Below are 23,334 nucleotides of genomic sequence, written 5' to 3'. Positions count from 1 at the left end.
TATTTAATTTTCAGTTAATAATTTCAGGGATTTATGTAGTATTCTAGAAAGAGGACTTACTATTTTTAGGAGGAAAAAATGTTTTCAGAAAAAATACTTAAAAGGTGGCACCTGTGGCAGACTTGGGCACAGATTGTTATCCTGCTGACATACAATTATTTCACCAAACTTAACATACAGCATCTAGGTCGAACCGCCAAACTAAGCCAATTAATTTTAATTAAATTTTGCCTGCTGTTAGCCTGCTTGGAATTTTTCTTATTAAAAAAAACCAAGAATCCAACCAGTGGCTGGCAGCAGTTCAATCACTATTTTCAGGCAATTGCGGTCACCTTCACCTTGCAAGAAAGTCTAAACTTTTTGCTGATGATGCTGGCTCATTTCCATATCTTAACAAGCACTTTCTGGGTGGCTGCGGTAACACTGTATTCTTTTGTAATGTACATTCCAATGACCATGCTGGCCTTGGTAAAGATTCAAAACAACTGGGGGCGGATCATCATTTTATTCGCAATTCTATTTGGTCTGCTCGTCGGCACGCCAAGTTCCATTGCGGAGGGTTTAAAATATGCTAAACCACTTAAAATTTTAACTGAATCGGGGTTAAGCGGCACTTTTATCCTAATTATTGTCACTGCAATTACCATGCGTGAGTGGGGGTTCCACAGTCCTCACTGCAAAATTAATTCTCAGGTAAGCAAAGGGATGCTGCTGGGGCTTTTGCTGATCATTGTGGCAACGACCCTCTTCAACGGCTTTTCAACCGCAGCGTCATTTAACAATCTTTTTACGGCCTGGAATTTCAAACTGGTCAAGGTCAACTGGAAATTAGCACTGACCGCCGTCGAAGCCGGAATTGCTGAAGAGTGGCTGAATCGATACTGTGTTTTAAATTTACTAGCCAGAATTTTTAAAAACACCAAGCAAAAGTTAATTTTGCTGGTTGTCACTGACGGAATTATTTTCGGGCTTTTCCATTTCGGCAACTTGACGGCCCAGCCCCTGTCTGCCACTTTAGAGCAAATGTTTGCTGTCGGTTCCTGGGCTTTGTTCATAGCCGCCCTATATCTCTACACAGATTCACTGACAATCACCATGATTTACCACGGCTGCTGGGATTTGTTGGCATTCTTTACCACCGGCACAACCCACGAAAGCGTGCCGACCACATTTGACTGGCAGCTGGACATTGTTTTTTTAATCATTTATGCTGCTTTAGCCTACTTCTTGATTTCCGGTAAGCGCAAAGAGGTAGTTGAAAATAATTTACACCAGGCAGGATTATGATTCATTAAAAAATAAAATATTCTTTTAAACTAATTCACTGCCGATGGCTTATTGACAACGGGCGCATCAGGCGGTTTTTCTGGTGGATCGTCAGGCGGTTTTGGCGGCGGTGCTTTTTAAACTTTCTCATTCAAAATATCCTAAAATAAAAACGGAAAGGCTCTCACCTTTCCGTTTTTATTTATCTTCTTGCCCAATCATCCAGCATATTCAGAAAAAAACTCTCAGACCACGAACGAATCTTGGCTCCCTGTTTACTGAGATCGCGGACAACTTTCAAGTCTTCATTTTTCTTATCAAAAAAGTCATGGTCGCCGCTAATCACATAATCGGTCTGCGGTGTCACAGCCTGGTCCACCTGCCCGCCTAAATTGCTGACCATCGTCGCCGCTTCCGCTTTATCCATTGCCAGATTGCCGGTAAACAAAACTCGTTTATTTTTAACCGGATTATGGAAACCATACTGCAACGGCGCAAGTTCTTTTTCAAGTAAATCGATATTTTTAACATGCGCCTGAGCCTGCTCAAGCAAAGCGGGCGTAAAATTATCCCGAAAGTCATCATAGACTTTTTTCGTATCAAGCGAATCAGCTAAACCATGGTGCTCCTCCACTTGGGCAATCCCGGCCCGCTGCATGCAGTCCAGCAGGCGGTTGTGCTTTTCATGTGGATAAAAAGCACGAGCCAAACGCAAGACATCAACATAATCATTATTAAGTTCTGGCAGGTGAAATTTTTTTGCTAAGTCATACAAAAAATTTAGGTCAAAGTTGACATTGTAGCCAATGATAACGTCATCCCCGATAAATGCCCGAAAGTCTTTCATGGCATCAGCAACCGGCACCCCTTCACTAAGCAGCCGCTCCTCGGTAATTCCGTTCAGTTTGGTAATAAATGCGGGGACTTTATTTGATTTGGGGTAAAATGTCAGATTGGTATATTGGTCAACAACTTCGTTATTGACTACCTTAATTGCCCCGAGCTCGGTCACCCGGTCGCGGTATGGGCTAAGCCCCGTGGTTTCGATATCCAGCAGCGTGTAATCGGTCAAAAAAGCAGGCCGCTCCTGCCCCTTGCCGCGCAGTTTTTCCTGGGCGCCTGAAACATGCAAGACACCATTTTTAACAAAAATGCTCATTTTTCTTCCTATTCTTTTGCTAATTCGGTTAAAGCCGTGGTTAAATCTGTATCAAGTCCAACCGCCCGCTCCTGAATGGCATCCGGCAGTGCTTCTTGGCTAAAATCAGCCGCAACATACGACCAAGTCGGGTATTGTTCCACCAATTTAACAATTGGTTCCGCTAGCTGCGGGCTGGTTTCATCAACACCGAGTTCCAAAAAGACCAGCTTTTGCTCTTCGTGACCGGTTAAAAACCAGCGAAAAACGGTATTGGCATCTGTGTCGGGAAAGAAATGAGGCGTCAGCGGCATGTGCAGCTCCAGCGGCTGGCCGCATTTAGGGCATTTTGGCACGAATTCATCTGTCACCTGCTTGCCCGCTTTCAGCGCAGTCATGATTTTGCTAACAACCGCACCATCATCATAAAGACCGTGATTGATGCCACTTGAACACTGCATTTTTGTCCAATCACCAAAAGCATTAAAAATGCGCTTGGGATTAAAGCCGGCGTTTTCAAAAAAATGCCCAAAAGTAGACGTTGCAATAAAATATTCTTTGCCCTGCAAAACGATTTTTAAAGCGGCCATCGCCTGACTGGGCTGATAGTCATGCGAATACTTGCTAATCAACTGACTCCAAACGGCCCAGGCCTCATTCCAAGAAGCAAATTTTTGATCCAGCGCGTCGCCAATTGTCCGCACATCATATTTGATAGCAAGCTCTGGAAAAGCAGCAGCAAAATCCTGGCTGCTTAAAATATCTAGCCCCTCAGCCTTGGCAAATCCGTTACCTGCGGTCACTATCACCGCGTCGGCCGCTGCCAGCAGCTGCTGTGCATGCTTAATTTTTGTCATTTAATCCTCTTCTTTACTATTGCTGATAGCTTGTAAAGGAAATTTTACCATTATTAAGTTCACCCAAGAAAACATCGTTAACACTGTTAAAGCCGGCCTTCTTGACTTCTTCCTCAATCCAAGACTTATCCTTATGAATTAATTCAAGCACATCTTGGTTGATTTGACCATCACTAATTAATGGGAAACGGATATTTGCTTCATCATTCTCGATCACTGTCAGCTGGCCGTTTTGTTCAAAAATACAATTCTTAATCTTTTCCACCGAATAAATGCCCTGGCTGCGCAATTTAAACATTAATTCATTAGCCGAAATTCCGGCCTTCATGCAGTTGGCCACCAGCACACGCCCGTTCTTGATGACCTGCACGGGCTTGCCGTCAATCAAGCCGCGAATCCAATTATTATGGTCACGCGCAAATTTCAAAATAAAGACTACTAAAGTCCAAACAACCAGAACCAGCAGGAATTGCAGAATGGTGATACTGGAATTATAGATCAAACCACCGATAATCCCACCAAGAACGTAGTTTTGCAGCTGGTCTAGGGCTGTTGAAGGCGCTAAATTACTCTTACCAAAAATATTGATCTGAAAAATCAGCGTTAACACGCCAAGTGCAAATTTAATAAAAAGCTGTGTATAATCCATTTTTGTCTCCTACTTCTTAATTACCCGATGATCAATTACGTGCGCCTGCTTCAGCGTATAGCTGTTGTTGTCGCCATTCAGCGTCAGCTGGTAATCCTTGTTCTGTGAATCAATCCGCACGATAATTCCGTCCTGCAGCGTGGTTGAATTAACCATCACATCGGACTCCGCCACGCCATAATCTTTGGCTACCGACTTAATAAAGGGTACAACTTGCGCCGACTGTGATTTTTGCGTGTTTGTCTGAACGTAACGTTCATACTGCGTTCCCGCAAACAATAACAAAAATAGCAGCGCAATGATACCTAAATCCCGGTAACGGGTATCGAGACGGTGCCGTAAATAGAGCACCGCAAAAATAATCATTAAAACAGCAGCGACCAAAATCAGCGTGTACAAAATTGTTTTGTTTTGATCTTGGTTTTCCTGAATAAACTTAAGTGTGTAAAAAGTCATAATGCCTCCCAAATTAGCGATAAATACAGATCTTATTATTCGCTTAGCTTTATTTTAGCATAACAAAAAACTGCTAGAAAATTCTAACAGCTTTCTCACCAACTTTATTTTTAACTTTGCGAAGCGCCTGTTGCTGTGTCTTCACTGGCGGCAGTTTTTTCTTCCTTCTCGGTTTCGGACTTGGTTGAAGCACCACTCGTACTATCGGGATCAGAATTGCGCCGGTAAGTTGCACCCGTCGCTGCATCCTCATCAACGACCAGCTTTTGACCAGTGGTCTCGCAGAAATACTTTACGAGCGGATAGAGGTCCTGCACCCATTCATAAACGCCGGCATAATTGCCTTCGTCGTCTTCTACCCGCTTATAATAATGCAAAATCAACTTTTGCAAATTACCATTCGGCACCGGCATGTAAACATCGTCATGTCCCGCCTCCTTGGTGCGCAAGGCGTGCACAACTTTTTTGGCTTCGGGAATAACGTCGCCAATATCCGGGTGAACATCCTTCATCGTATCGCCGACCTGCGCCGGCACACGCTTGGCCTTCATTTTTGCATTTGGGTCAACCGGCCGGTTGTACCACAAGAATTGGTTGTTATCATCAACAAAACTTAATTCACCGATTGTGCAGCGTAACATCCAATTAAGCTGGTTGACTGTGAGCAGACCGCTATCAAGCTTGACATAATCATCGCCTTCTGCCGCGTGCACCTTCTTAGCCGCCTTGTCCAGCCAATCCGGATCTTCTTTATCCATACCTGTAACCGTGTAGCGCGACTTGCCTGTTGCAGCAAAGTCTTCTTTAAGATACTCGTCACGGTTCATCTTTTTTAACCACTCTGGTTCTGCCATAATTATTCCTCCTTACACCAATAATTAATTAAATTATACAACAATATTCCACCAATAATACTACTATATATTACCTTAGCGTAGCCTTTGCCCTTTTACAGATAGATAGTCTAAAATAGAAAATAATAAGTTAATTAAGGAGAAAAATATGAAAACTGGAACCAAAATTATCACACTAGACAACGGCTACCATCTTTGGACCAATACTCAGGGGCACGGCGACATTCATTTATTAGCGCTGCACGGCGGCCCCGGCGGCAATCACGAATACTGGGAAGACACCGCCGACCAGCTTAAAAAACAAGGATTGGACGTGCAGGTAACAATGTATGACCAATTGGGCTCACTTTATTCCGATCAACCCGATTTTTCCGATCCAAAAATTGCTGACAAATATTTGACTTACGAATACTTTTTAGACGAAGTTGATGAAGTGAGAAGAAAGCTGGGCCTTGACAATTTTTATCTGATTGGTCAAAGCTGGGGCGGGCTGCTCGTACAGGAATATGCCGTAAAGTACGGTCAGCATTTAAAGGGCGCCATTATTTCGTCGATGGTTGACGAAATTGATGAATACGTTGCGTCTGTCAACCGGCGCCGGCAAGAAGTGCTGCCGCAAACCGAAATCGACTTCATGCACAAATGTGAACAAAATAATGATTATGATAACCAGCGCTACCAAGACGATGTTAATATTCTGAACATTAATTTTGTTGACCGCAAGCAGCCGTCCAAGCTTTATCACCTGAAGGACATTGGCGGCAGCGATGTTTATCACGTCTTTCAGGGCGATAATGAATTCGTCATCACGGGCAAGTTAAAAAATTGGCACTTCAGAAAGCAACTGAAGAACATCAAGGTGCCGACCTTACTAACCTTTGGTGAACATGAAACCATGCCGATTGCAACTGCCAAAACCATGCAGAAGGAAATCCCTAATTCAAGATTGGTAACCACCCCAGAAGGCGGCCACCACCACATGGTCGACAATCCGACTGTTTATTACAAGCACTTGGCCGATTTCATTAGGGAAGTAGAAGCCGGAACATTTAAGGGTGAATAGAAAAATCGTAGGAAATACTGCGAGATTAAGTAAATACCATTTAAAAAGAACGTTAGTTTTTTATTCTAACGCTCTTTTTTTAAGTTAAATTTTTCTAATTGGCTTAATTAAAAAATACCACTTTCTGCAATACGACTTAAATACATAAAAATAATTCTTAGTTACCAGTAAAATAAGCAAACAAAATCTTATATGCTTCTACATGATTCATATTATTAATAATTCTAAAGTAAATCTCTTCTCCAAGGCTCAGTATCTTTGTACAGATCAGCCTTATTAATCGCATTAAATAATTTATTCTTATGGTGAACAACCTTTTTAGCAGCTACAATACAACTCGGGAAAAGATGATTAGGATCCCATCCATCATTTTCCGAAAGCACTTTACGCGCTTCTGCAAAGAACGCATATTTATAATCTGAGGAAATATTAACTTTAGTTATACCTGTTTTAACAGCATCAGCAATCTGATCATCAGGATTAGAAGAGCCACCATGCAGTACTAAAGGAACATCAACTTTAGCTAATATTTCTTTTAAAATATCAATTCTAATTTTAGGAGTAACATCTGAAGGATAGATACCATGTGCAGTCCCAATTCCAACAGCCAAAGTGTCAACGCCAGTTTCATCAACAAACTTTTTTGCGTCATCAGGCTGAGTATAAATTCCATTCTGTAAATGCTCTTTGATATGGTTACCAGTCTGACCTATGGTTCCAATTTCGCCTTCGACTGTAACTCCAACAAGATGACACATTTCAACTGTCTTTTTAGTAATTGCAACATTATCTTCCCAAGTACTTAGAGAGCCATCAATCATTACAGAACTAAATCCATCATGAATAGCTCTAGCAACATTTTGTATTGTATCACCATGATCTAGATGCAAGACAAAAGGTACCTTACTATTTTTTATTCTTTGAAGTACATAAGCAAAAAAGTCGTCTTTTGCATACTCAAGTTCGGAAGGATGTACTGCAATTATTCCAGGTGCATTGTCATCTTCACATTGTTCAACTGCTGCTTTTAAAAGTTCCGAATTAGAAACATTATATGCTCCAACTGCAAAGTGATTCTTTTTAGCTATTGGAAGCAACTGATTCATATTTATTAACATATTTTTTCTCCTTAGTATTAAACTTTATTATTCTTTATTACTTGAGCCGACAATTTTAATATATTTTTTTACAGTATCTATAGCAGGCTGAATAGTCGTTTCAACAATTTCTACAAAATCGCGATCTGGATTGTTTTTATATTGTTCACATAGTGAATCTGATTGTGCTTTCATTACATCAGAGCCAATGTTTACTTTATTTATTCCAAATTCAACAGATTTAGAGATATTTTCAGGTCCACATCCAGAACTTCCGTGCAAAACTAATGGCATATTTGTAGCCTTTTTTATTTCTTTTAAAATATCAAAATTAAATTTTGGTACATAATCTTTAGGCATTATGCCATGCGAAGAACCAAAAGAAATAGCTAATGCTGTTACTGGAACTAACCTCACAAATTCTATTGCTTGAGCTGGATCAGTATACATCTTTTGATTAGTGTATTGACTATTCTTCACAGCACCCATAGCTCCCACTTCCGCTTCAACAGAAACATCATTTTTTTGTGCTATTTCACATATTTCTTGGCAGTTTTTTATATTTTGTTCAAACGTGAGCTCTGAAGAATCCATCATTACACTAGAAAATCCAGCATGGATCGCTTTGACAACATAATCCTTAGACTTACCATGATCTAAATTTATTGCAACATGAACCTTTGCTTTTCTAGCTAAGTCAATAACACACGGAAGGACTGTTTCCATACCAAGGTGTTTTTGTAAGTGTTCCATCAAAAGATCAATAATAATTGGTGAGTTCATCTCTTCCGCCGCGGTAATTACTGCATAAGCGCTTTCTAAATTAAAACAATTAATTGCTGCAACTGCATAATTTTCTTTGTTAGCCTTTGCTAACATATTAGTCATTGATACATACATATGTCTCTTTATTCCTCCAATATAATAATTAATTTTCTTTAATATCACTTAAATCAATGTCATTTTCAGTCTGTGCTGTATCCTCTTTTTCTTTTACTGGATTTCTCTTTAAAAGGAGTAAGATGAGTGCGGTTATTAAGCTTCCCACAAACAAATCTAAACAAAAGATCCAAGGATGGGTCATTGCAGGAACAATAAACATGCCTCCTGACGGGACTGGACTTTCCACTCCAAATGATAAATTCATTCCGCCCCCAATAGCAGCACCTATCGTACAAGCAGCAACAACTCTAACTAAATCTGCCATTGCAATTGGAATACATCCTTCTGTAATCATGCATATTCCCATCGGAAAGGCAATTTTGATATTATCTTCTTCCTTTTTCCCATAAATTGGGTGCTTGAAAAGTAGTGATAATACCCATGACAAAGTAATTCCAAAAGGTGGAACCATTGAAGCTAAAATTTTTACGGCTTCTGGTCCTTTTATTCCTTGCAAAAGCAGTCCATCACAGAATAATGATGCAACCTTATTAACAGGACCACCAAAATCAAAAGCAGCCATTCCTCCTAAAATTCCACCAAATAAGAATTTAGCTGAACCTTGCATACTTTGTAGAAATTCTGTTAACCAGTCAGTCAACCAAACGATTGGTTTTCCAAGGATAAAAAACATTAAGAACAAAGCTGCTATCGAAGCAAGCAAAGGGACAATTAACATTGGCTTCAATCCCTCAGCCCACTTAGGAACTTTAATATATTTCACTAAAAACAGTACTATCCAACCAATAACAAAGCCACCAAGTAGACCACCTAAGAATCCGGCTCCAATATAATAAGAAATAATTCCTGAAAGCAACCCGGGAGCTATTCCTGGTCTATCTGCAATCGAATATGCAATAGCTGCTGAAATAACTGGGGCTAACAACATCATGCCCCATACCCCCAGAGTGGTAAATGCATCTGGTATGCTCAGCCCATTTTTAATTTGATTCATATTCGTAATATTCGAGCCACCACTTAAATTGCCAATTGCAATTAATAATCCAGCAGATACAACCAGCGGAAGCATATATGATATAGCCGTCATTGCATGCTTTTTCAACTGTAATTTTTTAAACATAACTAATCATCCTCTTTCATTTTTTACTTTTTCTACTAATAATTCAATTAACTTAATAGGTGATTTTATAACTACATTAGTCGGAACTTCAAACACTTTCTTTCCCTTAAATCTTTCTTTACCGCCTATTTTTATATCAACTGCTAAAATAACAAAATCAGCTTCTTCGATCTCCTTAGGAGTTAATGCATTTTCAGTTCCAATAGTTCCTTGAGTTTCAATATGTACCTCATGTCCCAATTTAGTAGCAGCCTGAATTATTTTCTCTCTTGCAATATATGTATGAGCTATTCCAGAAGTACACGCAGCAACACCTACAATTTTCATTTTTTCGCCTCTTCTTTACTTAAACATGTTAATTAATTCTGTTTTGGATTTTACTTCATGTAATTTTTTAACAAAATCATCATCTGCTAACAAAATAGCCACATGTTGCAATAATTTTAAATGCAATACATTAGCATCTTCATCTCGTACTGCAAACAATATTATTACAGTTACTGGTTGATTATCTAAGCTCTCCCATTTTATTGGTTGATTAGAGATTCCGATTGCAAGAGAAGTTTCTAACACAGCTTTTGATTTTCCGTGTGGAATTGCAATGCCTTGCCCCAATCCTGTAATACCTTCAGTTTCACGATAAAAAACATCCTTAACAAATTCTTTTTGGCTTTCTAATTTTCCATTTTCCTTCAGCAATTGTGCTAACTCATTTATTACCCCTTCCTTGGTACGAGATTTCAAATTTAAAGTAACAGTATTTTCATCTAACACTTTGGAAATATTTATTGCATTCACTTTGTCTCCTTTTTGTTTAACTTACTTTTTTTGTTTAACTTTGTTTACAAATGTATTGTAAACGATTTAATTACTGATGTAAAGCTATTTTGAAAAATTATTATTATTAGACTTTTTAGAAGTTAAACATTGTCAAACACATACATTAGTTATATTATATAAATTAAGTTGAATTTTATTTTAAGAAAAAAACAAGTAACTGTTTATAATATTAATCATTTAAAAATAATTAAGGGCAAATATGAAAATAACTAGACAAAATCGCATTCTTTCTTTACTTAATAATTCTGAAAATAAGACATTATCAACAGAAAAAATTGCCAAGGCACTTAATGTAAGTTCAATGACAATCAGAAGAGATTTAAATGAATTATCAGAAAAAAAATTACTTTCTAGAACATATGGCGGCGCTTCATTGATCGTAGAGCAGTCGACTAATGAAAAAAATCATATTCAAAAAAAAGCAAAAATAGAGATAGGAGTTGCCATAGCTTCACTAATTGAAGAAAATACAACTGTATATTTAGACGCTGGAACTACAGTTGCAGCAGCATGTCAATTTCTTCCATTAAATATTGGCGTACAGTATATAACTAATTCTGACCTTGTTTTTCGTTATCTTGTTGATAAAAATGCTTACGTTACTCTTACAGGTGGTACATATAATAAATCTTCCAATCAATTTATAGGATCTGTAACCGTTCAATGCATACAGAACTTTTTCTTTGATAAAGCCTTTATAGGAATTAATGGAATATTTCATGATGAAGCAGTAACTTCAAATTTTTCTGATGTTAATATTAAAAAAACTGTTTTAGCACATTCAAAAGAAACGTTTATAGCAATTGATAGTAGTAAAATAGGCAAACCTAATCCCTATATTTTTTCTAATATTAAAAATGTAGACGGGATAATTGTAGATTCTAAATTAAATAGTTATCAAAAATCTATTTTAGGAAAACAAACAAAAGTAATAAGAGCAAAAGCTTTAACATAGACTATGACCACTCGCAAAATATATGGTTTATACAGGTTGGATAAATCTTTAGTTTTAGTCAGAGTTTCGACTGCGAACTTCTATTTTTGAGCTAAAAAAATTAGAAATCACGCTTTTTCTGCGTAATTTCTAGCTTTTAAGTTTCAATTTAATAATTCGTCCGCATTTTTCCACCAACTTATTTTTTGTTCTTCACCAGATGAATCTCGCGGTCAAACAATTTCTTCATTTCATCGTTAAAACTGTGGGCAATAAACAGCACCGTTGCATCACTCTTTGTTACCTGACGTAAGATTTCCATTGTCGCCTTCTGATCAATTGCACTCGTTCCTTCATCAATCAGGATAATTTCACTTTGGTGAACCAGAGCCCGCACTAAGACAATTTTTTGTCTTTGACCGCCGGAAATATTCAGCTTATCCAGATTAATTTCCTCATTCAAACCATCGTGAAACTTAGCAACATCCCCAGCAAATTGCACTTTTTCAACCAGTGGTACCAAATTTTGTTTCAATTTAGCGTTAAACATCGTCATGTTATCGGCAATAGTTGCCGGGAATAGCACTGGTTCTTGCGGAATATAACCAATTTTACTCATATCGGGGTTAATTGCTCTTCCTAATTCGTCCTTATAAATCACCCTACCCGTTGCCGGTTTGATTTCGCCCAACAATAATTTGAACAGAGTGGTTTTACCAGCTCCAGAATCACCGGTCAACAGGATTTTTTCGCCCTTTTTCACATCAATATCAGGAAAGGTCAGTTTTTCACCATTAGGAAACTGCAAACTTAAATTAGAAATTGTTAGTGCAACTGGTGTCTGCACCTTTACCGGCTCAGTTTCAGCAACTGGACTAGCCGATTCCGCAATCTGCTTATTCAAAGGCCTAATCCCCTTAATTCGGCCATATGAATCAATCATTTGCTCAATTGAACTAGAAAGATAGTAACGACAATTGCTGACAGCTATCAATGCCCCGAATTGAAGCTGATTATGCGTAATCAGCCAGCCAGCTAGCACGAAAAGCAAAAAGCTGAAGATTTCAGAAACAGCGCTGGTAAGCACCCGTAGAATTCGCCTAACACCAACTTGCTTAACGTTTGCATCCTCTAATTTTTTCGAACTCGCCTGCATCACCTTAAAAAGTTTAGCTCCGGATAAATAGCGGCGAATTTCGGCTAACCCCGACAACCATTTTTCCAAATTATCAAGATATGCCTGATTAGCAACAGAAATATGCGTAGTTGCTTTTTCGAGCCGCTTTGCTAATAAGTTGGGCAGCAAAAGCGAAACAAACGTCATTAGCAAAACGGTCACAAGTAAAAGCCAATGAAAACTGAGAAGCAAGACAAAGGCAGAAATGAAAAAACTAATGTCCATAACGATATTGCTCCACGATGCAAAATAATCCCAAGTTGCCTGAACCAGATCGTTGGTCAAACGATTTTGTGCCTGTGAGGCTTGATGGTCAGCCTGATCATAGAAATAATGGTAATTAATTTTTCGACGCAATGTTACGTTGTACTGCTCAGACTGTTTAGTAAACAAGGAGTTAAACCAGCCTTGAACAAAATAATCAGCTAAAGAAAGTACAAAACTAGCAGCAAGCAGCCAAAAAGCAGACGCAATCTGCCATTTCTGCGCGGCTGTTGTCATTAGAGCCATCAAGCCAGTTAAGGCAATATGAGTTGCAGGAAAAAATGCCGCAGTGAAAATCAAGAGCATACAGCGTAGTGGATTCTCTTTGAAAAAGTCTTTAATCGTCATTTGCTGCCTCCTGTGATTTTCTCTAAATGAATTTGGTAATCAAACTGAGCGATTAATTCTGGGCTAAAATTGTGGGCAATCATCAGCAACGTTTGCTTTGACTGAAGTAATTCATGGACAATTTTGGCAGTTGCCCTGCTGTCAATTGCACTCGTTGCCTCATCCAGCAATACCATTGGTACTTCATGAATTTTTGCTCTTGCTAAAACCACCTTTTGCTTCTGTCCACCCGATAAATTATTTTGAATTAAATCGACCTGCGTTTCTAAGCCAGCGGGAAAATTAGCTAAATCCGGTACCAGCTGCATTTGCTGCGCAACTTGCGGCACTTTTGCCTTTAATTTATTTGCAAACATCGTAATGTTGTCAGTAATATTGCTCGGAAATAGGCTGCCATCTTGGGCAATATAGCTAACTTGGGCTTTCTTAGGAGTTATGGCTTTCCCTTTAGCAGTCAAGTAAGACACTTGCCCTTGCTGCGGTTCAAGCTCGCCTAACAATACTTTAAACAAAGTTGATTTGCCGCTACCCGAATCCCCCGTCAAAAGCACTTTGTCGCCTGGCTTGATCGTAAAATCGGGATAACTAATTTTTTCGCCATTTTGATATTTCACAACCAAATCTTTTACCTGAAGACTGTTAACAGGAACAGTTGCTGGTAATGATTCAGGCACACGCAATTTTACAGTTTCATTCCGTAATTCTTTGGTTGAATTAATTGCTGTAATTGCATCAACTATCTCCCACAGTCCGTTGAAAACACTAGAACAAAAACCAGTAGCAATTATCCAGCCGCCTAGGTCAATTTGGTGATTAAAAAACAAGACTAGCGCTAGACCCGAGATTCCTATTTGCCCCAAAACATTGCCAATTCCGTTAATGCCAATCGCTATCCCGTGCAAGTTTTCCTTTTTGATATTAGCCTGTGCTAATTTTTGGCTATCACGGTCTAATTCCTTGTTCATCCTAGGAAAAGCACGATAACGCCGCAATTCACTTAATCCACTAAGCCAGTGTTCAATCGTATCTAGAAAACGGGAATTTTGCCTAGACGCATCGGCAGTAGCTTTTGCCATCGGCTTTTTCATTATTTTAGGTAACAACATAACAATTATCGCAACTATAACGGTTGCTAAAATCAAGATCCAATGTAATGAAACCAAAACGCCGATTGACATTGCAACTATCAGTACATTTTCAAAAATACTGAACCAAGGCTGAGCATAATTATCAGCCAAGATTTTCATGTTATTGCCAAGCTCATTTTCCATTTCTGAAAGTTTACTTTTGCCACTGCCATAATAATGGTGCATTAATTCGTCGCGCACCTGGTGCAAATAATCCTGAACTTGCCGGCTGGAACTATAGACAGCGAGCGAATAAAAAGCTGTACTTAAAATTCCGGCGATTACTTGAATAACCATCCAGAAAAGAAAACTGCTAAAATTTGCAACTTTGAGACTATTTGTGGCAAACTTCAACACATATTCCGTCACAGTCCCCGAGAATGAATAAATGAAATAAACAACCATAATGAACAAAGCCCGCGGCCAATTGCTTTTGATAATCTCTTTAATGTTCATTAATTCTTCCTTTCTAACTCAGTAATATACTTTAATTGATATTCATTAAACCCTAATTTTTTACAAAAGTAATGTTATTTGACCAAATGGTCCATTTTACCAAGCAAAATAAAAAGTTCTCCTGCCGCTCAAGCAAAAGAGCCTATATAAAATTATTATGGCTCAATCCAACTAAATTATTTATCTTCAAAAAGAATGTTATTTTTTTGAGCTGAGTTTTTTCCCCCCGGATTCATTTCTATTCACGTAAAATTTTTATCCTACTTTTTATTCTTCACCAGATGAATTTCCCGATCAAACAATTTCTTCATCTCATCGTTGAAACTGTGGGCAATAAACAGCACCGTTGCGTCACTACTTGTTACGTGGCGTAAGATTTCCATTGTCGCCTTCTGATCAATTGCGCTGGTTCCTTCATCAATCAAGATAATTTCACTTTGGTGAACCAGAGCCCGCACCAACACAATTTTTTGCCTTTGACCGCCCGAAACATTCAGCTTATCCAGATCAATTTCTTCATCCAGGCCATCGTTAAACATAGCAACATCTCCGGCAAATTGCACTTTTTCAACCAGTGGTTCAAGCCGATTCTTCAGCTTGACGTTAAACATCGTCATATTGTCGGCAATTGTTGCAGGAAACAGGATCGGTGCCTGTGGAATATAACCGATTTTACTCATATCGGGGTTAATTGCTCTTCCTAATTCATCCTTATAAACCACCTTGCCCGTTGCCGGTTTGATTTCACCTAACAGTAATTTAAACAGGGTTGTTTTGCCCGCACCAGAATCACCAGTCAATAGGATCTTTTCGCCCTTTTTCACATCAATATCAGGAAAAGCCAGGCTCGCACCATTAGGAAACTTTAAGCTTAAATCAGATGTTGTCAAGGCAACCGGTATCTGCAGTTTTTCTTGCTTAACAGGCGGGATCCTCGCAGCCGTAGCGGCAATCTCATGATTAAGTGCTTTCGCGCCCTTCATCTGTCCCTGTGCAGTAACCAGACGGTTAATTGAATTGGTCAAGTAGTACTCGCAATTGCCAACAGCGGTGATTACACCAAAGATAGCAACGTGCTGCACAATCAATATTCCGGCTAAAGCATATAAGAGCCCCGAAGAAATTTCCGAAACAAGACCGGTAACGATCGTTAAGCTTTGGCTAATTGTTGTTTGTTTAACATTAGCATCTTCCAATTCTTTAGAAGATCTAGCCATTACGTGAAACAGCTTATCACTAGCTAAGTAGCGGCGAAGCTCATCTAGACCTGAGAGCCATTTTTCAAGACTATCAAGATATTTTTGATTACTGTCAGAAATCTGCATCATTGCTTTCTGCAACGGCTTCTCAATTAATTTCGGCAGCGTTAATGAAATGGCTGTCATTAGGATGATCGTCAGTAGCAGACTCCAGTGCAAAGTCAGCAAAAAAGTAAAAACTGCTAATAACATGCTGCCTTTATTGACCAGCTGTAAAAATTGTAACAAATAATTTTGGGCATTTTGTTTTAAATCATTAGTTAAGCGATTTTGTACCTGCCCAATCTGGTGGTTTTGTCCATCCGCATAAAAATGCGCGACAATTTCTGCACGCAAGCTAAAATTATACTGTTCCACTTGTTTAGCAGACAGATAATCTGCAAACGATTCAATTGCATAGTCACCAGCAAGAATGACAAAAGAAACAATTTCTAATAACAGCCAAATTTTAAAATGCCGGTCTTTAATTGCGGTAGTTTCATACATAACCAGCATGGTATTAAAAATGGTGAACCACGGCCGAATAATGGTTATCATAATCAGCAGACAAAAGCGCATGGGATTTGCTCGGTAAAAAGCCTTAATTGTCATTGTCCTGTCTCCTTTCCTTAGCCTGTAAACGGATTTCATAATCAAACATTTTACGTAATTCAGGACTAAAATTATGAGCAATCATTATGACCGTCTGGTCGGAATTTAACAGCTCATGAATAATCTTGGCAGTTGTAGCTCTATCAATCGCACTGGTCGCCTCATCACACAAAATTAGATTGGCAGGGTGAAGCTCCGCACGCGCCAAAACAACCTTTTGCTTCTGCCCACCAGATAAATTATCCTGATCCAAATCAACCACTGTCTCCGCGCCATTGGGAAATTGTGCCAAATCCGTTTGTAACTGCACTTTGGCCGCCACCCGTTTGACACCAGTCTGCAATTTTTGGTTGAACATGGTGATATTATTGGCAATCGTATCGGGAAAGAGACTCGAATCTTGTGCAATATAGCCAATCCGGGCTATATCAGGTTTAACCACCTGTCCATCCTGGCCGGTATATATAATCTCGCCATGCGCCGGTTTGAGTTGTCCTAATAACAGCTTAAACAAGGTGGATTTACCGCTGCCCGAATCGCCGGTTAGCAAAACTTTATCGCCGCCTTTTATGGTAAAATCCGGATAGGCAATTTGCTCACCATTGTCATACTTCACAAACAAATTTTTACCGCTGACCCCAGTAACAAGAGCAGAATTGTGTGTAACTTTTACCGATTGTAGAAGCCTGCTTGTTTCTGCACGCAATTTTTTAGTGGATTTAATCTGCGTCACCGCACTGGTAATTTGCCACAACCCCGCAAAAATTGAAAAGGCAAAACTCCCTGCAATCATAAAACTGCCGAAGTCTATCTGACGGGCAAAAAATAGTAGACCCGCACAAAAGCTAATACCGGCTTGCCCAATTGCGTTACCTAAACCGTTAAAAGCCTGAGCAATTGAGTTCTCTTGTGCCCGCTTAACATTCGCATCTGCCAAATTTTTACTGCTTTGCCTAAGCTCCCGGTTAAGGCGACTGGAAGCACTGTAGCGCCGCAATTCATTCAGGCCGCCAAACCAATTTGCAACGGTATTCAGAAAGGTCGCATTCTTTTTAGCGGCAACGGAAGTGGCAGTGGCAGTTTTCTTTTCCATAATTTTGGGCAGCAGCATGACAATTATGCCAGCAACAATCGTTGCCAAAATCAGGCTCCAATGCAGCGAAAACAAAACGCCAATTGACATTGCCATAATGATAAGATTGCTCCAAATGCTGATCCAGGGCGTGGCATAGTCATCGGTCAAAACCTTCATGTTGTTAACCAAATCATTTTGCATATCCGCAACTTTTTCTGAACCCGCAAAATAATAGTACTGCAGCAATTTACTCCGAAGTTGGTGAACATATTCTTGAATCTGTTTGGTAAACAGGCAGGTGGCAAGCGGCAATAGCAAAACCGTTAATAACCCCATACCTATCTGAACAAGCAGCCAAAAGAAAAATTGCGGTAATTTGCCGCCCGCTAATTCATTAGTGACATATTTAAAAACATACTCCTGCATCGTTCCAGCATAAGAATAAACAACGTAAATTCCTAACACCAGAATTGCTCTTAGCCAGTTAGTTTTAATCAGTCCTTTAAGATTCATTTCTAGCTCCCTTCTCCTCATAATTTTATTAAACTTTAATCTTACCCCAAAAGCAATACCATCTGACTAAGTAGTTGCTGCAACGCGCTAAGTGGTCAATTTTTCTAACCAAAATAAAAAGCACTCCTGCCTTCCAAGCAAAAGAACTTCCGTTAATTCCTATTTAGTTACATCAACCCATTCAAATGGTGTCGTAAATTTTTCCAGTTCTTCCAAAGTCAATTTAATGGCCGAATTGGGCAAGCCAGCAGCCGGATAAATAATTTGGTGTTTCTTAAGGCTCTCGTCTAGATAAACCTTGACCCCAGGTTTCAAGCCAAACGGGCAGACACCGCCTGCGGGATGCCCGATCTTCTCTTCCAGTTCATCGAACTTGACCATCTTTGCTTTTTGCCCAAACTTCCCCTTGTATTTGCTGTTGGCAATTTTAGCACCGCCCTCGGTAACGATCACAATCGGTGCTTCCTTCAGTTGAAACGCCATCGTTTTGGCAATTTGGTTGGGATCAACCTGCAGGACATTTGCTGCCTCCTGTACCGTTGCTGTTGTTTCATCAAAAACATGTATTCGATCTTCCATGTGGTACTTTTTAAAATAGTCTTCAACATCCGTAAATGACATGCGTTCATCCTCCTAAGTTTAGCTTATTATTAAAATATTATGACTAATATTTTAGCATAATCTAAAATATATTTGGAAGTTAATCGAAATAATATCCTTGTTTGCTGCCAAAATAAAAAAGATATTGGCGAAAATTCATATTTGACAGTAACAGCAGCATTTAAAATACCGATGAAAAATAATTTTTCCACCGGTATTTTAATTTCTGAAAATGATTCTAATTAATGCTTATCTTTTTCATAACGTGTATTAAACAGCGGGCTGAGCGGCTCATTCTTTTGAATACACTTAATTGCATCCCCAATTAACGGGCCAACAGACACGAGCAGCATCTTGTCCAGCTTATTTTCAATCGGTTGGTTAATCGAATCTGTCAGCACAAGATTTTTAATCGGTGAGTCATTCAACCGCTTAATGGCAGGCCCTGACAAAACCGCGTGGGTTGCGCTCGCATAAACCTCTGTCGCTCCGGCATCAATCAAAGCTTGCGCAGCCAGCGTAATTGTTCCAGCCGTGTCAATCATGTCGTCAATAATAATCGCACGCTTGCCTTTGACATCACCAATGATATTCATGACTTCGGCGACATTGGCTTTCGGCCGACGCTTATCAACAATTGCAATCGGCGTACCCAAAAATTCTGCTAACTTTCTAGCCCGGGTTACACCACCATGATCAGGTGAAACAACCACAGCGCCTTTTTCCAAGTGCTTGGTTAAAAAATAATCAGCTAATAAAGGAGCGCCCATTAAATTATCAACCGGAATATCAAAGAAGCCTTGAATTTGCGGTGCATGCAAATCCAGCGAAAGAACGCGATCAGCTCCTGCCGTTTGCAGCATATCGGCAACTAACTTTGCTGTGATCGGTTCACGCGGCCTAGTTTTCCTGTCCTGGCGAGCATAACCGTAATACGGCATCACGATATTAACGCTATGCGCACTAGCACGCCGCACCGCATCAATCATGATCAGCAGCTCCATCAGGCAATCATTGACAGGTGCACTAGTAGACTGAATCAAATAAACATCCTTACCACGAACAGAATCATCAATGTTAATTTGAATCTCACCATCACTAAAGCGTTCAACACTCGACTTACTGAGCGGAATGCCGATACGCGCGGCAATCTTTTTCGCCAAGGGAACATTCGAATTAAGGGCAAACAACATCATCTTGTCTTTATAAGACATAATTTCCTCCATCAAAACATGTTAACAACTTATATTTTAACAAAAGTTGCAGAAAAAGCACTATCAATAACTATTATTCAACTTTATTGTCCGACATTCAAGCCTCAACTGTATATTAAGATACAAAAAAGCAAATGCTTTTTGTAACATTTGCCTTTTCCATTATTTTCTATCTAAAACTTGCCCAACACGGCCATGGTTAACCTGAAGCAATTGCTTCGCAGCGTCCCTGTCCTTACCAGTTTTGATCATGACAATCGCCAAAGCAACATCGTTAGCCGTGTCTTTCAATGCTGCCAGTGCTTTTTCTTTACTTGCACCAGTTGTAGCGCTGATAATGCGGCAGGCGCGATCAACCAGCTTGGCATTAGTTGGCTGCACGTCAATCATCACGTTTTGATAAACTTTGCCTTGCCTAATCATCACTCCGGTTGAAATCATGTTTAAAATCATTTTTTGGGCAGTTCCCGACTTCATCCGCGTAGAACCGGTGACAACCTCGGGACCAACCACGGCTTCAACTGCCACCTTCGCATGCTTGCCGATTTCCGAATCTGCAACACAGGCAATAGCAACCGGAAAGGCGCCCACCTGTTTTGCATAATCAAGACAACCAATAACATATGGAGTGCGACCACTAGCAGCCAGACCTAAAACCGTGTCTTGCGCGTTTAAATTGAGTTCACGCAGATCCTTTTCCCCAAGTTCGGGTGAATCTTCCGCGCCTTCAACTGCACGATACATGGCACTTTTACCGCCGGCAATCAAGCCGACCGCCCGTTCAGGCTTAATGCCATACGTTGGAACTAATTCCGCCGCATCAAGCACACCTAAACGGCCGCTGGTGCCAGCACCCACGTAAATTAGACGGCCGCCCTGCGCGTAAAGCTTTGCGGCCCGGTCAATTACCCTGGCAATTTGCTCATCCTGACTGCCAACTGCCTGTGCCACTTTTTGGTCTTCGGCATTAATTGTCTTAACCATTTCAAGAGTCGACATAGTGTCAATGTGCATTGTCTTGGGATTGCGGGTTTCGGTTACTAAATTTTTAATTTCCATAATTACCTTCTATAGCTTATTCAGCAGGTGAACCATCTTCATTAGTGGCAACCATTGCTGATTTTGGAACGCCAAAGAAATAAGTAACTACAAAACCGCCAGCGTATGCAGCAAGCAAACCTAAACAGTATGCCCAAGCTCTTCCGTTTACAATCAACGGAATTAGCGGAATACCTGAAGTACCAATTGCTGAGGCACCGACGCCGCCCAAGGCACCGATAACAGCTCCGCCGATACCACCGCCAATACATGCGGTAATAAATGGACGTCCTAAAGGAAGTGAAATACCATAAATTAACGGCTCACCAACACCTAAGAAACCAACGGGTAAAGCTCCTTTAATCATTTTAGTTAAATGTTTGTTCTTTCTGCACTTAACCCAAAGTGCAATCGCTGTTCCAACTTGACCGGCGCCTGCCATTGCCAAAACTGGCAGTAAAGGCGTGCTGCCTGTCTTTTGAATCATTTGAACATGAATAGGTGTCAGGATTTGGTGCAAACCAAACATAACCATTGGTAAGAATGCTGCACCTAAAATGAAGCCAGAAAATGCACCACCAACTTTTAGTATCCAGTTGATTGCTCCGATTAAGCCATTTGATACCCAACCAGCAAACGGCATGATCAGGAAGAGTGTCACTAATCCCATAATTAAGACAGTCAGTAATGGCGTAAAAATAATATCAATGGAGTCTGGAATATGTTTGTGGAAGAATTTTTCTACATATGATAGCAGCCATACACTAATCAAAACACCAATTAATCCACCTTGATTTGGTGCGAGCGGCTGACCACTGAACAAATTAGGAATTGTAGCAGGCGGGGCCAAGTTGAACATTACAATACCACCGATAATTCCACCAAAACCTGGTGTTGCACCAAATTCTTTCGCTGCATTAATACCTGCAAAAATGTTTAAATAGCCGTACATTCCATTAGCAATTACGCCTAAAACATTTATTGCTAATGCCCAGCTTACCGGCAACATTTTTGCAGTCATCATATTCCGAAAAATGCCAGCAACACCGGAAATTAAACCAGCACCAACAAAGGCTGGAATCAATGGAACAAAAATTGCAGAAATATGTTGTAAGGCTGCACGCCACCAAGTTTTTTTCAATGCTGCTTTATGAGCTGCATGAACTTCGTCAGCCTTTGCAGTTACTTCGTCTTTTCCAGATTGATAAGAGCTTGTTTGATTAACCGTAGTTGGGAACTCGTCATTTTCTTTAACGCCTGCTAAATCTACCATATAGGCTGCAACTTTAGTATTAACGCCAGGGCCAACAACAACTTCTAGTGTGTCACCCTCAACAACTCCAAGGACGCCATCAATTTTCTTTAAGCCATCAACATCAACTTTGTCATTGTCCTTAATCTTAATTCGAATTCTTGTCATACAATGATATAATGATTGGACATTTTCCATTCCACCAATATGGGCATAAATTTTGTCACCCAACTTAGTGTATTTATCTTCGCTCATTATTTTCTCCTTTTAGATTTATCATAATTGTCTCTAGACCAATTCAAGTAAAGCGCAAATAACAACTTTATTTGCTCAAAGAACTATCTATACCAAATATTATTTATTTTTAAAATGTGCCTTATAGTCTTTAACCGATGATTGTGAATTTTTAATTGCTTCATAGCACCGGTCAAAATCACGACTAAAATACAAGTAAAACAGGACATCAATTACGTAAAATTGACCCGTAATCGAGTTTGTCGCCCCAACACGAACATCGGGTTCAATCGGCTTGCAAGTAGTCAGTGGAAGGTCTGCTAATTTATAGAGGCTGTTATGCCCAAATTTTGTCAAAGTAACTGTCAGAATACTGTTTTTTTTTGCATAATTTGCTAAGTATAAAACTTCTGGTGTTTCGCCCGAATTAGAAATCAGCCACAATGTATCTTCCTTAGTAGCATTGATTAACTGAGCAAGAAAAATATTAATATCTTGTCCTAATACTACATTTGCACCAATTCTTGACCACTTCTGATAAATATTTTGGGCAGCCAGCGCCGATGCCCCAACTCCGAAAACATAAATTGTTCTAGTTTCAAGCAAACGGTTAATGACCAAATTGCAATTTTTATGCTTGAGCAGATCTTTTGTTTGCTTGATATTCGTCATCTCATTTTCAATCAGTTTATTGCAAATCGAAGTAAATGATTCATTCGCCCGAATATCAAGTTGACTTTCTAGGTGCTTATCTTCACTGGCTAAGTCGCCAGACAGCATCACTTTCATTGCCGTATATGAATCAATATCAAGTTTTTTAATCATCCGTGTGACCGTTGCAGCACTTACGCCAGCTCTGACAGCCAATTGACTAATACTAGAAGCCATCGCAACTCGTGGATTTTTTAAGATGTAATCTGCAACCTTCAATTCAGCCGCAGTTAAGCTACTTTTTTCCGCAATAACTCTATTTTTAAAATCCATTTGTAAACAGCTCCTATAAGTTAAA

The 23,334-nt window shown here is 39.7% G+C and carries 21 protein-coding genes and 1 pseudogene; 3 read left to right on the top strand and 19 right to left on the bottom strand.

Features of this window, described 5'->3' with window-relative positions; translation table 11 throughout:
• Positions 1-78 precede the first annotated feature (78 nt).
• A complete protein-coding gene (locus PT285_RS02720; protein ID WP_277147673.1) occupies positions 79-1,287 on the top strand; it encodes a CPBP family intramembrane glutamic endopeptidase in 1,209 nt (402 codons plus the stop codon).
• Positions 1,288-1,468: 181 nt separating this feature from the next.
• On the opposite strand, the gene PT285_RS02715 is transcribed toward PT285_RS02720, so the two are convergent.
• From PT285_RS02715 to PT285_RS02695, 5 genes are all read right to left on the bottom strand, one after another.
• On the bottom strand, positions 1,469-2,425 hold the full coding sequence (locus tag PT285_RS02715; RefSeq protein ID WP_277147672.1) for an exonuclease domain-containing protein: 957 nt from the start codon (positions 2,423-2,425) through the stop codon (positions 1,469-1,471).
• Between the two features lie 8 nt (positions 2,426-2,433).
• The gene (locus tag PT285_RS02710; RefSeq protein ID WP_277147671.1) at positions 2,434-3,261 is read right to left on the bottom strand and encodes a Sir2 family NAD-dependent protein deacetylase; all 828 of its coding nucleotides are present in this window, start codon (positions 3,259-3,261) and stop codon (positions 2,434-2,436) included.
• 16 nt (positions 3,262-3,277) lie between these two features.
• Positions 3,278-3,910, bottom strand: coding sequence for a DUF421 domain-containing protein (locus PT285_RS02705; protein WP_277147670.1), 633 nt, complete (start codon positions 3,908-3,910; stop codon positions 3,278-3,280).
• A gap of 9 nt (positions 3,911-3,919) precedes the next feature.
• Positions 3,920-4,366, bottom strand: a complete 447-nt coding sequence (locus PT285_RS02700; RefSeq protein ID WP_277147669.1) for a DUF3290 domain-containing protein — start codon at positions 4,364-4,366, stop codon at positions 3,920-3,922.
• 110 nt (positions 4,367-4,476) lie between these two features.
• Positions 4,477-5,220: a PAS domain-containing protein gene (locus PT285_RS02695; RefSeq protein WP_277147668.1), complete on the bottom strand. Its 744-nt coding sequence runs from the start codon at positions 5,218-5,220 to the stop codon at positions 4,477-4,479.
• A 148-nt stretch (positions 5,221-5,368) separates the two neighbouring features.
• Between PT285_RS02695 and PT285_RS02690 the strand changes: the two genes are divergently transcribed.
• Positions 5,369-6,283 (top strand): proline-specific peptidase family protein, encoded by a 915-nt coding sequence (locus tag PT285_RS02690; protein ID WP_277147667.1) that lies wholly within the window; start codon positions 5,369-5,371, stop codon positions 6,281-6,283.
• A gap of 224 nt (positions 6,284-6,507) precedes the next feature.
• Here the strand turns inward: PT285_RS02690 and PT285_RS02685 are convergent, their stop codons facing one another.
• The 5 genes from PT285_RS02685 to PT285_RS02665 are packed head-to-tail and all read right to left on the bottom strand — an operon-like array spanning position 6,508 to position 10,201.
• Entirely contained in the window at positions 6,508-7,401 is an 894-nt protein-coding gene (locus PT285_RS02685) for a ketose-bisphosphate aldolase (RefSeq protein WP_277147666.1), read from the bottom strand.
• Between the two features lie 27 nt (positions 7,402-7,428).
• On the bottom strand, positions 7,429-8,280 hold the full coding sequence (locus PT285_RS02680; RefSeq protein ID WP_277147665.1) for a class II fructose-bisphosphate aldolase: 852 nt from the start codon (positions 8,278-8,280) through the stop codon (positions 7,429-7,431).
• A gap of 28 nt (positions 8,281-8,308) precedes the next feature.
• Entirely contained in the window at positions 8,309-9,403 is a 1,095-nt protein-coding gene (locus PT285_RS02675) for a PTS fructose transporter subunit IIC (RefSeq protein ID WP_277147664.1), read from the bottom strand.
• A 6-nt stretch (positions 9,404-9,409) separates the two neighbouring features.
• Positions 9,410-9,730, bottom strand: a complete 321-nt coding sequence (locus PT285_RS02670) for a PTS fructose transporter subunit IIB (protein WP_277147663.1) — start codon at positions 9,728-9,730, stop codon at positions 9,410-9,412.
• Positions 9,731-9,745: 15 nt separating this feature from the next.
• Positions 9,746-10,201, bottom strand: a complete 456-nt coding sequence (locus PT285_RS02665; RefSeq protein WP_277147662.1) for a PTS sugar transporter subunit IIA — start codon at positions 10,199-10,201, stop codon at positions 9,746-9,748.
• 241 nt (positions 10,202-10,442) lie between these two features.
• Between PT285_RS02665 and PT285_RS02660 the strand changes: the two genes are divergently transcribed.
• A complete protein-coding gene (locus PT285_RS02660) occupies positions 10,443-11,198 on the top strand; it encodes a DeoR/GlpR family DNA-binding transcription regulator (RefSeq protein WP_277147661.1) in 756 nt (251 codons plus the stop codon).
• Positions 11,199-11,376: 178 nt separating this feature from the next.
• On the opposite strand, the gene PT285_RS02655 is transcribed toward PT285_RS02660, so the two are convergent.
• From PT285_RS02655 to PT285_RS02615, 9 genes and pseudogenes are all read right to left on the bottom strand, one after another.
• Positions 11,377-12,966, bottom strand: coding sequence for an ABC transporter ATP-binding protein (locus PT285_RS02655; protein ID WP_277147660.1), 1,590 nt, complete (start codon positions 12,964-12,966; stop codon positions 11,377-11,379).
• Entirely contained in the window at positions 12,963-14,549 is a 1,587-nt protein-coding gene (locus tag PT285_RS02650; protein ID WP_277147659.1) for an ABC transporter ATP-binding protein, read from the bottom strand. The genes PT285_RS02655 and PT285_RS02650 overlap by 4 nt, the downstream gene beginning before the upstream one ends.
• 260 nt (positions 14,550-14,809) lie before the next feature.
• Positions 14,810-16,399, bottom strand: a complete 1,590-nt coding sequence (locus tag PT285_RS02645; RefSeq protein WP_277147658.1) for an ABC transporter ATP-binding protein — start codon at positions 16,397-16,399, stop codon at positions 14,810-14,812.
• On the bottom strand, positions 16,389-17,987 hold the full coding sequence (locus tag PT285_RS02640; protein ID WP_277147657.1) for an ABC transporter ATP-binding protein: 1,599 nt from the start codon (positions 17,985-17,987) through the stop codon (positions 16,389-16,391). Before PT285_RS02640 ends, PT285_RS02645 begins: the two co-directional genes overlap by 11 nt.
• A 159-nt stretch (positions 17,988-18,146) precedes the next feature.
• Positions 18,147-18,608: a YbaK/EbsC family protein gene (locus PT285_RS02635; RefSeq protein WP_277147656.1), complete on the bottom strand. Its 462-nt coding sequence runs from the start codon at positions 18,606-18,608 to the stop codon at positions 18,147-18,149.
• Positions 18,609-18,829: 221 nt separating this feature from the next.
• Complete coding sequence (locus PT285_RS02630; RefSeq protein WP_277147655.1) at positions 18,830-19,801, bottom strand: ribose-phosphate diphosphokinase; 972 nt, start codon at positions 19,799-19,801, stop codon at positions 18,830-18,832.
• 162 nt (positions 19,802-19,963) lie between these two features.
• Positions 19,964-20,860: an N-acetylmuramic acid 6-phosphate etherase gene (gene murQ / locus PT285_RS02625; RefSeq protein ID WP_277147654.1), complete on the bottom strand. Its 897-nt coding sequence runs from the start codon at positions 20,858-20,860 to the stop codon at positions 19,964-19,966.
• 19 nt (positions 20,861-20,879) lie between these two features.
• Positions 20,880-22,346, bottom strand: a pseudogene (locus PT285_RS02620) (PTS transporter subunit EIIC); the annotation flags it as partial.
• 99 nt (positions 22,347-22,445) lie between these two features.
• Positions 22,446-23,309 (bottom strand): MurR/RpiR family transcriptional regulator, encoded by an 864-nt coding sequence (locus PT285_RS02615; RefSeq protein WP_277147653.1) that lies wholly within the window; start codon positions 23,307-23,309, stop codon positions 22,446-22,448.
• Positions 23,310-23,334: the final 25 nt, after the last annotated feature.

Source organism: Lactobacillus sp. ESL0791 (assembly GCF_029433255.1).
Lineage (GTDB): Bacteria > Bacillota > Bacilli > Lactobacillales > Lactobacillaceae > Lactobacillus.
This window is presented reverse-complemented; position numbering and strand designations above follow the sequence as displayed.

Bases quoted from the DNA above. Each gene is read 5' to 3' on its own strand.
- PT285_RS02720 (WP_277147673.1), top strand. From the start codon at position 79: ATGTTTTCAGAAAAAATACTTAAAAGGTGGCACCTGTGGCAGACTTGG.
- PT285_RS02715 (WP_277147672.1), bottom strand. From the start codon at position 2,425: ATGAGCATTTTTGTTAAAAATGGTGTCTTGCATGTTTCAGGCGCCCAG.
- PT285_RS02710 (WP_277147671.1), bottom strand. From the start codon at position 3,261: ATGACAAAAATTAAGCATGCACAGCAGCTGCTGGCAGCGGCCGACGCG.
- PT285_RS02705 (WP_277147670.1), bottom strand. From the start codon at position 3,910: ATGGATTATACACAGCTTTTTATTAAATTTGCACTTGGCGTGTTAACG.
- PT285_RS02700 (WP_277147669.1), bottom strand. From the start codon at position 4,366: ATGACTTTTTACACACTTAAGTTTATTCAGGAAAACCAAGATCAAAAC.
- PT285_RS02695 (WP_277147668.1), bottom strand. From the start codon at position 5,220: ATGGCAGAACCAGAGTGGTTAAAAAAGATGAACCGTGACGAGTATCTT.
- PT285_RS02690 (WP_277147667.1), top strand. From the start codon at position 5,369: ATGAAAACTGGAACCAAAATTATCACACTAGACAACGGCTACCATCTT.
- PT285_RS02685 (WP_277147666.1), bottom strand. From the start codon at position 7,401: ATGTTAATAAATATGAATCAGTTGCTTCCAATAGCTAAAAAGAATCAC.
- PT285_RS02680 (WP_277147665.1), bottom strand. From the start codon at position 8,280: ATGTATGTATCAATGACTAATATGTTAGCAAAGGCTAACAAAGAAAAT.
- PT285_RS02675 (WP_277147664.1), bottom strand. From the start codon at position 9,403: ATGTTTAAAAAATTACAGTTGAAAAAGCATGCAATGACGGCTATATCA.
- PT285_RS02670 (WP_277147663.1), bottom strand. From the start codon at position 9,730: ATGAAAATTGTAGGTGTTGCTGCGTGTACTTCTGGAATAGCTCATACA.
- PT285_RS02660 (WP_277147661.1), top strand. From the start codon at position 10,443: ATGAAAATAACTAGACAAAATCGCATTCTTTCTTTACTTAATAATTCT.
- PT285_RS02655 (WP_277147660.1), bottom strand. From the start codon at position 12,966: ATGACGATTAAAGACTTTTTCAAAGAGAATCCACTACGCTGTATGCTC.
- PT285_RS02650 (WP_277147659.1), bottom strand. From the start codon at position 14,549: ATGAACATTAAAGAGATTATCAAAAGCAATTGGCCGCGGGCTTTGTTC.
- PT285_RS02645 (WP_277147658.1), bottom strand. From the start codon at position 16,399: ATGACAATTAAGGCTTTTTACCGAGCAAATCCCATGCGCTTTTGTCTG.
- PT285_RS02640 (WP_277147657.1), bottom strand. From the start codon at position 17,987: ATGAATCTTAAAGGACTGATTAAAACTAACTGGCTAAGAGCAATTCTG.
- PT285_RS02635 (WP_277147656.1), bottom strand. From the start codon at position 18,608: ATGTCATTTACGGATGTTGAAGACTATTTTAAAAAGTACCACATGGAA.
- PT285_RS02630 (WP_277147655.1), bottom strand. From the start codon at position 19,801: ATGTCTTATAAAGACAAGATGATGTTGTTTGCCCTTAATTCGAATGTT.
- murQ (WP_277147654.1), bottom strand. From the start codon at position 20,860: ATGGAAATTAAAAATTTAGTAACCGAAACCCGCAATCCCAAGACAATG.
- PT285_RS02615 (WP_277147653.1), bottom strand. From the start codon at position 23,309: ATGGATTTTAAAAATAGAGTTATTGCGGAAAAAAGTAGCTTAACTGCG.